The organism is Kribbella sp. NPDC020701 (genome assembly GCF_055562215.1).
The window spans coordinates 1-12,723 of record NZ_JBVHFT010000045.1 but is presented as its reverse complement, the minus strand read 5'-3'; the positions used below and the strand labels follow the sequence as shown (position 1 = coordinate 12,723).

The following is a 12,723-nucleotide window of genomic DNA, read 5'->3' as shown; positions in this document are numbered from 1 at the left end:
CCGGCAAACTGTCACACCCAACTGCAAGAATCAGACCCAACGCGCGACTCCAACGCCCGCCCCGCCGAGCTCACCAGACTGATGAAAGATCCGGGTTAGTGCACTATGGCAGTCCTGACACGCCCGGGAGAGATCGCGAACTACCTCTTGCTTCAGGGTCAAGATCGCCACCGCGATGCACTCGTCCAGCCTCACAGCCGTGCAACGTGAACCGAATCCTTGGCTTCCGTCTTGACCCGATCACCAGCCGACCACTGCAGGTTGCTCGGCGCGACCACCTCACACCTGATCCATGCCGCTTCCAACGCCCGGCCGAGCCTGAACCCGGTCGGAGCGGCTTCATACGCCACCGCGTCCGGATCCGGCAACCACCCATGCCGGCTCGGGATGTCCTCGTGCAACGACGTCACGCTCGACTGCACGAGCTCACCCATTACGCCATCGATCGCCACCACCGATCGGGCGAGCACATGCAGCCCACAATTACATCCTCGGCAACCACCCGCGCCTCCCACAAAATGTCGGATCGGCCGAACAGGCAGCCCTACTTGGCAACCAACGAATTTTGGGAGTCAAGCCTCGCCCGCAATCCCGTCACCGCGAGGAGTTACGTCGCGCCAGCTAGACCCACCATTCTACGGGAGGCCCGGAAGGATCGACCGGGAACATGTAGATCAACGCTTCGATGCGCTCGTCTATCTGAGCGCCGTTGTACGGCATTCCAGCCGCCGCGAATCTGGCTCGGATTTGATACTTGACGATATCCAGCGGCGCGCCACCACAAAAGTCGAATGAGATCTCGGGCTGGAAGAAGACTACGAACCCTCGGTCTAGGTCGCAGAATTTGGAATGGCGTGGTGGATAACAGGAGGAGAAGACGTTCAGAAAGAACCGAACGCCCGAATGTGTGAACTGCCAGTTGTCACTCAGGACGTCAGCACGCATTGCTGCACGGCATGACGCGTCCGTATCGGCGAGGGCACGGAGATATCGGCCAAACCATGTCCGCACCTCCTCGAAGTCCGGAGAAGCGTTTGGTGTATCTACATGGGAAACGAAACCATGGAGCTGTTCACTCTCGAGGCGTGCGGCCATCTCGCCTAGCGCGACCGCATGACGCTCAACATTTGCATCGAAACTCACCGCGTGATCCCACTCAGGTCCGAGGGTCACTCGCGCCTTCCTTGCGAACGGACACTTCGTGGTCGCCATCAATTCGCGAAAGCTCTCTTCCATAAATAGCTCCCTCTGATCTGGTGAAGATGAGTCCGTAGTGCCGACTCCCGCTCTCTGTGGTATAGGTGGCCAAATCGGTCAGCACTGTCGCGCGGTCCGTGAATGCATCAACATAGTCGATTACCTGTCGGGCAAAGAACGTCTGCCTCTGCCCTGTGAATGCGTCGACCTTGTGTATTTCGTAGGCTCCGTCCGCACTTTCGGACGGCATGGACCCCATTCCGATGTAGTGCCGGACTATGTCCTTTATTGGGTCGGGAACAAATAAGATGAGTTCACCGGTAGAAACAAAAGACTTCAGGGCCGTGGTAAACGCAGGCAGGTCGTGAAGCTCAAGAGCTGTGTACGCGCAGAAGGCCAATTGATGCTCGCCCCGACTCATTCTCTCCGCATACGCGTGCAGATCCTCGTTGATCATCTCAACACGAGCCATTCGCGGAAACCGCGGCCCTGCATACGACAGCATTGACATGTCCCGATCCAGGAGAGTCCAGAGGATTCCAGGATGGCGCACGCGTCTGGCCAGCGTCCGACTTATGTATCCAGTTCCGCACCCGATATCTACGACACGCCGTGGCGCCACCCGAGCTAGAGCATCGTTCAAGATCGGGAGGACGAAGTTGTTTCTAGCTTCATCAGTCCGGCATCCGCGGTCCCATGTTGACGGGTCGATTTGTATTGGAGTCATCAGTCTGGCGGGCGCAGTCTAGATCGATTCGATCTTTTCCCATGGAAATTCATTTCTACCGAAATGACCATGGGAGGCTGTATCAAAATAGGACCAGGCCGCGCGCTCCTTCCGCCACAGATCGAATCTCTCCGCGATAGCGACCGGCGACAGGTCCGGGAATCGGCTCCTCGCCCACGCGCTCAAATCGCCTCCGCTCTCATCGATGACGCTAACCATCTCTGGCTGGATGCTGCCGATTGAGTATGCAAGCTTGACAGTCACCGAGTGCACGTCTCCCCGATGCTCCAGCAGAGCCGCCTTGGCCACGTGACGCGCCATATAGGCCCCGCTTCGATCCACCTTCGTCGGGTCCTTTCCACTGAACGCACCGCCTCCAACCGGCACGTTCGGTCCGTAGGCATCGCACACAATCTTTCGCCCGGTAACGCCGGCGTCACCCCTAGGACCCCCGATCGCAAAAGAACCGGTGCCGTTGACAAGTACCGATGCACGCTTCAGTTGATCGCCGAAGATTGGAACCAGCAGTTCTTGATGGAGTTGCTCTCTAATTGCCTGTTGAATTTCCACGCGATCGGTGGTGCCCCGAACCTCGTGCGTATGCTGGACGCCTAACACGACCTTTACCGGTCGACCATCAATTCCCAGCGTAACCTGCGCCTTCCCATCTGGACACATCCATTCGTAACCCGGCGAACCAGCTCGCGCGTCCAAGGCGTGGCAAATCTGCGTGACATATGCGTACTCTAATGGCATCAATTCAGGAGTCTCATCGATCGCGTATCCGATCATAACCCCCTGATCACCAGCACCTCTGCGATCAGAACTTGCCTGCAGTTCCGGCTGCTGCACGCCGACAAGATTGATGATCCGCAAGGGCAGGCCGGAATAGCCCGAAGCCCTGATGACCCTCAAGACCACCGCTTCGTAATTGACCGCTGAAGCCACGACCTCTGGTACTCGAACTTCTCCGGCCAAGACAACTGTCTCATCTTTGGCGAGAACCTCAACCCCAGCACGGATGCCTTCGACGACTGCCGTCGAGGCGGACCCCAGAAACTGCCTCGCGCCGTCTAGGAACTCATCGAGGATCGCGTCGGCGATCCGGTCACAGAGTTTGTCCGGGTGTCCGGCTCGGACTTGTTCGCAAGTACGTGATGGATTGTCCATAGCGGTCCGCCTATCACCCTGTCGCTCGGTCCTGCAGATTCGACGTTGCTCGTATCAAGTAGTTTTGGGATCGACGGACTGCGGCGATGTCCGGCCGGAGCGACAGATCCGCGCCGGGTGTATCTACTTCGGAGGAGCGGCAGGATTTGCTGATCTGGACAGCTGTTGCCAAGGGCCAGACATAGCGAACCGTGGGATCGCCCGCGCCTTTAAGGGGGACCAAGTAGTCGTCGTAGTTTCCGGAGATCACCTGTTCGGCCAAGTGCAGGGCAAGGTCCGGAAGGCCGGACGTCAGAGCCAGATAAGCCCGGAGTGCGGTCATGTCGAGCCACTCGAGTAGGAACCCGCTGTCACCAGCAAATGCTGATCCGTCAACCAGAATACGTTCAGCCTCGGCCGAGCGGCCCTGACGGAAGGCGAGAACACCGCGTTGGAACCAGTTAAGAACCGCGACGTGGATGTCCGCCTTGAGAGCCCACGGCGTGACGCGCGATGACCACGCCTCTGCGCCTCGGGCGTCGGCTGCCCACGACGAGTTGAGCGCTGCCATGGAACTGAGACGCTGAATGAGCATGTTTGCTCCGATGCCCTGTGCGTACGCCATTCCCTCGACGGCTTGGCGCTCCGCCTCGGGGTAGTCGCCATGGAGAGTTAGTGCCCAGACATGTCTGATTGGTCCATAATCGTGCGGTATCGTACCCGCCTCGAACTCGATCGAACTCGAGGCCGCGAAGCCATCCAAGCCGCCTTCTTGCCCCTGAATAATCTTGATGAGCGCGCTACGGGTCAGAAATTCTTTGTCGATCCGAACTCGATCGGCTCGCGTCAAGGAATGACCGAGGTCATCCATGATTCGGTGCGCGCGCCGGATGCTTTCGCCCGAAGCCTGAATCTCGCCACGCAGTACCTCGATGCCGGCACGCACGAGGAGCGCGGAGACGGCTCGCTCGTCGACAAATTTTCGACTCGCTTCCCGATTCTCGAGCCCGTGTATCGTCAGAATTGCGTCATCCAACCTTCCTTCGTTCTTGAGATATAGAGCAGCATCGACGTACAAGTCATAGACAGCCTCGGCCGGGAGCACAGACGTGATACCTTCCGGCTGTTCCAGAAACATATCGACCAATTTGGTTCCGGCCGGGTGATCAGCGAGTTCATAGCCCACCTTTGGGTACCCACCGATACGGTCCTGATAGATTCTCCAAGCTAATTCGGCGTCGCCTGCACCCAGCGCCTGAAAGGTCAATTCCTGAAGGAGAGCAAGCTCATGCTGGTTCGAGATATTGACTTGTTCAGGTAGTTGGGCCGCAACGATCTCGTACGCTTGCCGATGAAACGCTTCGGGATCCACGATCTCTCGGTAGAAATATTCTCTGACGATAGGGTGCAATGCCACGGTCGTCCTGCCGGTTGCCGCCTCACGCTGTTCAAACAGAAGGCCGTAACTCCGAAGGACGGCCGTGACAACTCGAGAATTGATAGCGGCTGGAACGTCAGTAGGGAGAAGACGTCGGCGCAGAAGATAGGGAGCGAGGCTAGATATCTCCAGTTCACTGGCTGGGGAGCGGAATACGGACGCGGTCTGGAGGTAGACTAGAGCCCGAGGGTCTAGCCTGGCTTCATACCAGTCGAGGATTTTGTGCATTGGGGCTTCCATCGCGTCAGCACTCTTCAGCACATTGTTCGCCTGACGGACATCTCCACGGTAGGCCTCTCGCAATATGTCTCCCAATAGGGCGATGGAGTATGCGTGGCTATTGAGATCGCCGACGATGTTCCGCATAGACTTACGGGGTCCCCGTACGCCCTTCTTTCTGAGGAGTGCAAGCCCGTCATCAGTCGGCAGCCGGCTGAGATCCATTGCCAAGAAGTTGCCGGAACTTATCCGCTTCAATTCCGGCGGAACGACCCGAGAAGTGCAGAGGATCGTCAGCGCCCCACACCCTCGCTCCGCAGTTCGCTGGAGGAGGACGCGAAGCGCTGGAACCGCCAGCGCACCGTCACGCGAGCTTAGGAGATCGTCATGCACGGTCACGACCTCGATGCCGTCCATGACCAAAACGAAGCTTCTGGCGGAGGCTTCGATGATGTCCGGGATATTGAGGAACGAAGGCGTTGCCTGAATGTAATCAAGGCGATCTCGCGCCCGCAGAAATGGATCGATGTACCTTCGAAACTCGTTGAAGAAGCGCTCGAGGCTCGGGTCTTGCGAGAATGACCAAACAAATACTGGCGCACCACGCTTGATGGATCGGCGTTTTTGGAATAAGTCGATCCTGTTCGCCAACTCCTTCAAGGTCGCGGACTTTCCACATCCACCAAATCCGTGCAGCAATGCAACGCCGGACTTCTTTTGTGATAGAAATTCCGTGAGCGCTCGAAGCTCCGCCTTTCTACCTACAAAGTCACCTGTGTCGGCGATGATCCCACCGATGACCCGGGGCGTCGTGTCCGAAGTCTCCACTTCGACGCTGCCGAGTTTATCCGCCGATTTTTGGACAAGATACCCCGCTACTCCGCCTAGCGCGCCGCCCACGACACCGAAATCGGCGCCAAGAAAAGATCCGGCAAGTCCCCCCACTCCTGCGCCAACTATCGGGGCCGCCTTGAGAACTGTCGCCGAAATTCGTTTGAGATTGTTTCTTGGATCCATTCTCCCCCCAAAGGTGAGGACGCGTGCTGTAATCGCCTTTTGGTGTCCGTCTCAGGAGGTCAAATACACCGAGTCTGCACGCGACCAGGTGATCGTAGGTCTCGACTCATGAGTGCGCATCTGGTCAGAGGGACTGAGTGGGGAATTCGCCATCGCGGTCCGGAGCCAATCGTGGTTGGCCGAGTGGACGCAACCCGGGCGCTGCCATCCTCACCGGTGCGATCGAGGTGGCCCGTCTGCCGCTCGCTCGCTGTCGCAGACCTTGCATGATCCCCCCGGATAGGTCGGCTGGTCCCTTGGTTGGCATATCGGGTGCGCTCGTCGAACGTTACAGCGATCAGTGCAGACGGTCGGGGCATACATGGCAAAGACTCGCTCGGGTGTCCAGTCGCTTGCGCGACCAGGCTGTCCGTGGCCCTGCGCGCTGAGCGGCGGTGAGCGCGGAGTCCGTCGTCGATATTGTGTTCGTGAGCCGAGGCATCGATCGGTCTTTGCCCGAGTGATGCTTTGAATATTGGCCGCGGCATCATGGCGATGTTGTCGAGCACGGAGCTGGCGAGCTGGCTGCAGGCGGGACGTAGCTAGGACCGTGATCGCGCTCCATCCTCTCGGCCGTGGAAAGTGCCGGTGCCCGGCACTGACCCTTGAGCGGGGTGTTGAGAATCGATTGTTTTCTCGACACCGCAATCACTTACCATCGCGTCAAAACCGGCCACCCTGAGAACATGGGGCATGTCCGCCACTGATATCTCTCGTCTCACCTTGAGCGATGCCGCCACCCGCTGGGTTCTTGCCGCAGACCCGGCCATGGCCATCGTCGGCCATTCGATCAAGGTCGATCTTGACTGGTGGAACGAAGCCCGTAGGCGGCTGCGGCAACGACCAGCGCGTTGGGAACAGTTCGCCGCACAAGCGTCTTCGGCTGTTGCGGTTCGGCCGTGTCATCGGCAGCGGCTGCCGCCTCCTCGGCCGCACCCAACTCGTCACGGTGCTCACCCCAGACTCGCGATAGCTCACGACCGGCGGCTGACGTGTCCGAACGCGGCGGCAGCCCGTCAATCCCGAGGATGTGCGGCAGCGCACTACAGATCTCGCGGATACAGTGCGCAACGGTTACGAGCCTCGGCATCGACCACCCTGCGGGGTCCATGCCACCTACGGCCACCTCGTACAACCCGCCGATAGTTGCATCTTGCTTTAGCATCTCGGCACGAAGTGATTGCCGCTCCGGCGTCCAGATGCCCGTCAGAGGAGGGTCCGGCTCGCGCGGTTGCTGTGGCGCGCGCGCGGGCTTACCTAGTGGGGACGCAGGTGGCAGCTCGGCCGTGCCGGGTTCAACCACGCCGCCTACCTCCTTTCGGACCGCCCGGATCGCGAGCACCGGATAGTGGGCTGCTTTGCCCGAACTGAGCAGGCCCCACCGCCAGTGACTACTGGACGACATCCTGCCACGGTTTCCAAGTCGTTCGGATGCGTTCGGACCGGCCCAGCTCACGCTTGTTGCCCTGGAACGACCGTGCGCGAAGGGGTGGACACCGCATGCGCGTGCTCCGCCCGGCAGGGCTGTGGGTGCTCGGATCTGGTCGGACGATCGGGCGAGCACGACCTCGAGCGGCCCGGCCAGCTCAGTTCGGCGACGCGCCGGTGTCATCCCCGCTCCAAGGCCGCCGACGGCCGAACGGCGGCCACACCACCGTCACTACGCGGCGCACAGTGATCGCCGTGTCGCGGTGTGGGCAGAACCGATGCTCCGGGACCTTGGCCCCGTCGCACTTCCCGCACCGCCAGGCGCCGGCCACGGCATCAGCATGCGCCCGTGACTCAGCTCAGGTCACCGTACGGCGATCGGTTCGGCGGCGAGAGCACGATCCCCTCGGCGTGCGCCTTGGAACGGATGGCGTCCTCAGTGCCGTTGAGCCTGACGCTCATCACCCCTGCCGGGCTGTTGCCGTCGGCCAGTTCCCGCAACTGCTGCACCTCATCGTCGGTCCACGCCTTTCCGCTGCCCGATGTCGTCTCAGGCATAGTCAGGTTCCTTCGCCGTTCGGGACTGTTGCTCACGGCCCCGGTACCGAAAGTGACACACCTCAGCTCGAGATCGCGTGGCCACAGCCCAGTAGCGCGGTGCATCTCAGGATGATCCAGCTGGGCAGCGACCGGAGTGACACGGCGAGGTCGGCGAGGAGCGGCCGGCCCGAGGCGAGCGGGTGGCCAAGCGCCACCGCTGCTCGAGATCCGCGCCAGGCAAGCGAGCTCGCGTTGCACCGCTCGACGGTCACCTGACCCCGCGAACGACCACATCGCGGTCCGCCGCGCCCAGAGGCAACCTACGCGAGGAATCTGAGGAGCGGGACATCGAAGAGATCCGGCTCCCGTGGGCGAGCCCAGCTTGGGTTGGCGATCTCCACGACGTACAGCTCGGTGAGAAACTGCACTGTTGCTCCCAGGAGGTGGCTCGTGTAGCCACTGGCGGAGTGGGATTTGAGGCCGACGGAAACGTGGATATGGGGGCGAAGCTCATTGCTTGCGTCGTCGTAAGCCAGGGTGCCGCCGGCTAGCGCTTCGGCGTACTCGAGGTGGACCGAGCTCCAGACAGGAGCCTCGGGGTTCTCGAGGCGTTCGCAGGTGCCGACGAGCTCGACGTCGTGAAAGCCGGCGATGAACATGGGGATGAAGCCCTGGCGGATGTTGTGGGTGCGGCAGAAGTCGGTGAGGGAGGTGTAGAAATCCTCGCCGTGGTCGAAGCGGACGGCGAAGGTTCGGCCGGGGGTGACCTCGGCTGCTTGCACTGGCTGCTCCTTCAGGGATTCTCAGATTGGTTGATCTTGGCAACGTAGCGGAGCGCTGTCATGAGGCCGTCTGTGGATAGCAGCCGGCTGCTTGGATGCGCAAGGCCGTCGACCCCTGCCACGGCAAGTTCGCGGCAGCGCGTCGCGAACCAGACCCAGGAGATGTCGAGGTATGTGGCCATCGCCTGGAGCCGACCGGAGGACGACGGGTGAGCGATGATCGACTTGGCCCGGGCGTTGCTCGCGATGTCGTGATAGGTGGACCAACGTGACGACGGTGCGTCTGTGTCGACGTACCAGAGGCCAGTGCCGCGCAACCAGTTGGCCACGATGAGGTCGTCGGCCACGACGAACCCCTCGATCTCACCGAACTCAGGCTCTGGGCTGACCTGAGTCTCAACGCCACAGGATTCCATCAGCGCAAAAGCGAGCAGTAGCAGAACCCGCTCCCACCTAGGCGAGGTTCGAACCTCGTGCTCCGGGATGCAGAAGCCTCGGCGCGAGTTCGCGTACCTCGCTGAGGTGTTCTGGAGGTAGCTGAACTTGTGCGCCCAAAGCAGCCACGCTGCAGCCTCCTCGCCGCGCTGGTCTCGACTCCAGAAGAACGGATCCGTGCTGAGCCTCGGCAGGTGCCGGATGATGTGACGAGCGCAGAAATCGGATCCAAGCCAGTTTCTCGATACGTCGTTCAGCTTCGGCACCTCGCTCAACGTCGCCGAGGACGCCGACCGATCCTCGTAATGCGCCAGCGATCGCTGGTACGAGTCCAGAGCACTGTCGTCAGCCAGAATTGCGGCGTCCGTGTTCGTCACAGACCACACAACCGCGGCCGTGAAATCATCCAGCCGATAGGCGCTCGGCAATCGGTGCGGTTCTGAACGTCGTACGGCGCCGGCCGCAAACTCCCGGCCGTCCGCGACATGGAGGACTGGCCCTTCCTCGCTGAGCATGGAGGTGACGAGCAACGTACGGCGATGAGGTCGTTCAAGACCCGCAAGCAGGTCGATCGGACGTTCGAGTACGACGCCACCGTCAACCGGGATCGAGGGTGCGACAATTGCGGCCAACTCGACACCACGGAATGACCGGCCACCGGGCACATCGACGAACCCAGCATCAGGCACAGCATCGCTCCGTGCCAGATCCAACAGAGAGACGATACGACCGCTGGCAGCGTCCGCCACAGGCCGCGCCCGCCGATTCTCGAAGCCGAGCTCCGCGTCATCAGTCGCGCTGAGTACCTCGCGTAGCGCAGCCCGCACCTCCACGATCGGCCAGGAGTACCACCCGCGTTCCCAGTCCGACACGGACTTTGAAGTGATCCCTCCTGGCCGCCCGGTTGCCCGGAGAATCGCCGAGTTCACCTTCTCGGCCAACTGCGCCTGCGACATCTCACCTCTTGCTCGGTGCAGTTTCAGGTTGGGCTTCCGCTCAGAGTCAGTCACGGCCCTGCCCTGCCAACGTCAGCTGCTCGCTCGGAAGCGAGTGCACGCGATCGGTGCCGACGTACGCCACAGCCAACTGACGACCAGAACCGTCACCAGCGAGGATGCGCACTCGCGCCGAGGCCTCAAAACCCCGTGGAACGTCGCCACGCCGGCCCTTGATGACAACCCTCCCGCCGATCAACTGGCCTTGCTGCTCGTGGATCCACCGCTCGACGATGCTCCGCGCGGTCGCCTTAGCTCCCCGGCTGAAGAGACCGGTCCTGACCGTATCCGTATTCCACGAGCCGCCTCGTCGCCAAGTGGCAATCTCGAAGGTGTACCTCACGCGACCCCTCATCGCTTCCTCCCGAGTTTGATACCCGAAGAGTGCTACGAAGAGTCGGGACGGCGCGCGGGCGCGAACGGACGCGTCCAAGACCTCCTGCCTGCGCTCAAGACGTCCCAAGATGTCTTAGGTTATGTGCATGGCCAACGAGCGACTGCGAGCCGCGATGCTCGAGAACGGCTTGACCACGCTCACGCTTGCGTCGGATCTCGGCGTCGATGTCAAAACAGTTGAACGCTGGGTCAATGGTCGGATGCCGTACCGGCGTTACCGGTACGCCGTGTCCAGCCGGCTTGGTGTTGACGAAGGCTACCTCTGGCCAGACGCGCTTACCAAGGACCAGGTCACGGCAGCATCGGCGAGTGAGGTCCTCGCCGTCTATCCACACCGATCCGAGGTACCGCGGGACGCCTGGCGACGACTGTTCGAGTCGGCTGACGCAGAGATCGGCGTACTGGCGTACGCGGGCCTGTTCCTGGCCGAGGATGCCGGCCTGCACCGGATCATCCGCAAGAAGGCGAAGGCAGGCGCCAGGGTCCGGTTCCTTGTCGGGGATCAGCGCGATCCGCACATCGCCGAGCGCGGCGAGCAGGAAGGCGTCGGCGACGCGCTGGCCGCCAAGATCCGCAATGCTCTGGTCCTCTACCGACCACTTCGCGAGGTCGAGGGAGTCGAGTTCCGGATGCATCGGACCGTGCTCTACAACTCGATCTACAGGGCTGATGATCAGGTGCTCGTCAACTCCCATGTGTACGGCGCCAGCGCATCCCACGCGCCGGTGTGGCATCTGCGTAAGGTGGCCGGCGGCGAGTTCGTCAGCATCTACCTCGAAAGCTTCGAACGAGTCTGGGACACCGCCGTACCGCTATCGGAGGATTGATGCCACGACGAATTGACTACTACGACGACCCCACAGCTCCGGCCGCGAACAGCATGGTGCCGTCCGTCAACGTTGTGGTCGAGAACGATGCCGGTCAGATCCTCATGATCCGGCGCTCCGACAACGACAACTGGGCAGTTCCGGGGGGCGGCATCGACCTTGGCGAATCGATGTCGCACGCGGGCGTCCGCGAGACGCTGGAGGAGACCGGCATCGAGTGCGAGATCACCGGCGTCGTCGGCATCTACACCGATCCGAAGCACATCATCCTGTACACCAGCAACGGCGAGGCGAGGCAGGAGTTCTCGATTCTCCTCACCGGTCGCTTCGTCGCTGGGGAGCCGACGCCGAGCAGCGAGAGCACCGAGGTGCACTGGATCGAGCCCAGTCGACTGGCCGAGCTCACGATGGATCGATCGATGCGCAAGCGTGTCGATCACTACCTCGAGCGGCCATCAACGCCGTACTTCGATTGACCGTCCTCGCGCCATCCGGGCCTCTACATTTCGGGTCGCACATCGGAGCAGCGGAGCTGACCGTCGGATCGATCGATGAACCACGTGGTCGGTCGGGTACCGCACCAGAATCTCGGCGATTCGGTCGTCCACGCTCGTTGGTACGCCGTCCACCGCCGTACTCAAATCGCAGTAGGTGAGCGCATCTAACAGTCCGGCCGGCGGCGTGCCGAACTCATCAGCTACCGCTGGCATGCCTCGCTCCTCAGCCTCGATGGCTGCACCGGTGTGGTGGGCAACGAGCTGACACACGACCTGGGGCACGTCCGGCAGACCGCGAAGGTACCTCGCACCGTCAAGGGAATGGAATCCAGTCAATGCCACGGCTGGCGCATAGCCGATGTCATGCAGCCAGGCGGCGACCTCGACCAGGTCCGTCTTGTCGCCCAACACGCCAGCAAGCGACCTCGCCTGCGCCGCCACACCTTTGGTATGCGCCCAACGCCGGGGGAGCTCCCGTTCGAGGAGGCCCCTGGCGATTTCTCGGGCGTCGTTTCCGACCGGGCCCGGAACCCGCACCGCTCCACGGCGAACCGGTGCAACGTCCGGTAAGGAACCACCACACCACGGCGGGCCAGCAGCTCCTCGATCTTCATCACGCTAAGCGTGTAGCCGGCATTTTGCGCTGCTGTGGCGAGTCGTCGCCACAGGAGGCTGTACTCACGATCCGGCATCCACGGATACCGCCGGACATAGGCAACAGCTAGCGGCATGTTCGGTTGGGTCACGAGGGTCATTCGTCCATCCAGCGCCGGAACTTCCCGTTGAGCTCGTTCCACCATCGGCTCAACCGTGCGCGAACCTGCGCCCAGCGCCGTTGGTTCATTACAAGGATTCACCGGACCGCGCTGACCATGCCGCTGGCGAAGTCGTCTGGCTCGATCGTTACCCGCAGTCCTGAAAACCGCCGAGCAAGCCCGTCCGCACGATCGACAACGAGTCCCGGCCGTCGTCGCCGCCGCTCACCCAGGCACGGATCTGCTCCTCGTGCGCCACCAGCAGCTCCCACGACCCACCGT

11 protein-coding genes are annotated in these 12,723 nt (G+C 61.6%); 2 read left to right on the top strand and 9 right to left on the bottom strand.

Going from position 1 to position 12,723, the window contains the following annotated elements:
* Positions 1-191 precede the first annotated feature (191 nt).
* From ACZ3HV_RS44155 to ACZ3HV_RS44120, 8 genes are all read right to left on the bottom strand, one after another.
* Complete coding sequence (locus ACZ3HV_RS44155) at positions 192-434, bottom strand: hypothetical protein (protein WP_465693854.1); 243 nt, start codon at positions 432-434, stop codon at positions 192-194.
* A gap of 187 nt (positions 435-621) precedes the next feature.
* Positions 622-1,143, bottom strand: a complete 522-nt coding sequence (locus tag ACZ3HV_RS44150; protein ID WP_465693853.1) for a YqcI/YcgG family protein — start codon at positions 1,141-1,143, stop codon at positions 622-624.
* 13 nt (positions 1,144-1,156) lie between these two features.
* Positions 1,157-1,924, bottom strand: a complete 768-nt coding sequence (locus ACZ3HV_RS44145; RefSeq protein WP_465693851.1) for a methyltransferase domain-containing protein — start codon at positions 1,922-1,924, stop codon at positions 1,157-1,159.
* Positions 1,925-1,942: 18 nt separating this feature from the next.
* A complete protein-coding gene (locus ACZ3HV_RS44140) occupies positions 1,943-3,094 on the bottom strand; it encodes a methionine adenosyltransferase domain-containing protein (RefSeq protein WP_465693850.1) in 1,152 nt (383 codons plus the stop codon).
* A 13-nt stretch (positions 3,095-3,107) separates the two neighbouring features.
* Positions 3,108-5,747 carry a hypothetical protein gene (locus tag ACZ3HV_RS44135; RefSeq protein ID WP_465693849.1) on the bottom strand — a complete coding sequence of 880 codons (2,640 nt, stop codon included), beginning with the start codon at positions 5,745-5,747 and terminating at the stop codon, positions 3,108-3,110.
* A 1,821-nt stretch (positions 5,748-7,568) separates the two neighbouring features.
* Complete coding sequence (locus ACZ3HV_RS44130) at positions 7,569-7,772, bottom strand: hypothetical protein (RefSeq protein ID WP_465693847.1); 204 nt, start codon at positions 7,770-7,772, stop codon at positions 7,569-7,571.
* Between the two features lie 302 nt (positions 7,773-8,074).
* Positions 8,075-8,536 carry a PPC domain-containing DNA-binding protein gene (locus tag ACZ3HV_RS44125; protein ID WP_465693846.1) on the bottom strand — a complete coding sequence of 154 codons (462 nt, stop codon included), beginning with the start codon at positions 8,534-8,536 and terminating at the stop codon, positions 8,075-8,077.
* An 11-nt stretch (positions 8,537-8,547) separates the two neighbouring features.
* Positions 8,548-9,720 (bottom strand): hypothetical protein, encoded by a 1,173-nt coding sequence (locus ACZ3HV_RS44120; protein WP_465693845.1) that lies wholly within the window; start codon positions 9,718-9,720, stop codon positions 8,548-8,550.
* Between the two features lie 728 nt (positions 9,721-10,448).
* Here ACZ3HV_RS44120 and ACZ3HV_RS44115 point away from each other — a divergent pair.
* Both ACZ3HV_RS44115 and ACZ3HV_RS44110 read left to right on the top strand, forming a co-directional pair.
* Positions 10,449-11,189, top strand: a complete 741-nt coding sequence (locus ACZ3HV_RS44115; protein ID WP_465693843.1) for a helix-turn-helix domain-containing protein — start codon at positions 10,449-10,451, stop codon at positions 11,187-11,189.
* Positions 11,189-11,665, top strand: coding sequence for an NUDIX hydrolase (locus tag ACZ3HV_RS44110; RefSeq protein ID WP_465693842.1), 477 nt, complete (start codon positions 11,189-11,191; stop codon positions 11,663-11,665). The genes ACZ3HV_RS44115 and ACZ3HV_RS44110 overlap by 1 nt, the downstream gene beginning before the upstream one ends.
* On the opposite strand, the gene ACZ3HV_RS44105 is transcribed toward ACZ3HV_RS44110, so the two are convergent.
* Positions 11,645-12,223 carry an HD domain-containing protein gene (locus ACZ3HV_RS44105; protein WP_465693840.1) on the bottom strand — a complete coding sequence of 193 codons (579 nt, stop codon included), beginning with the start codon at positions 12,221-12,223 and terminating at the stop codon, positions 11,645-11,647. The genes ACZ3HV_RS44110 and ACZ3HV_RS44105 overlap by 21 nt on opposite strands.
* Between the last annotated feature and the right edge of the window lie 500 nt (positions 12,224-12,723).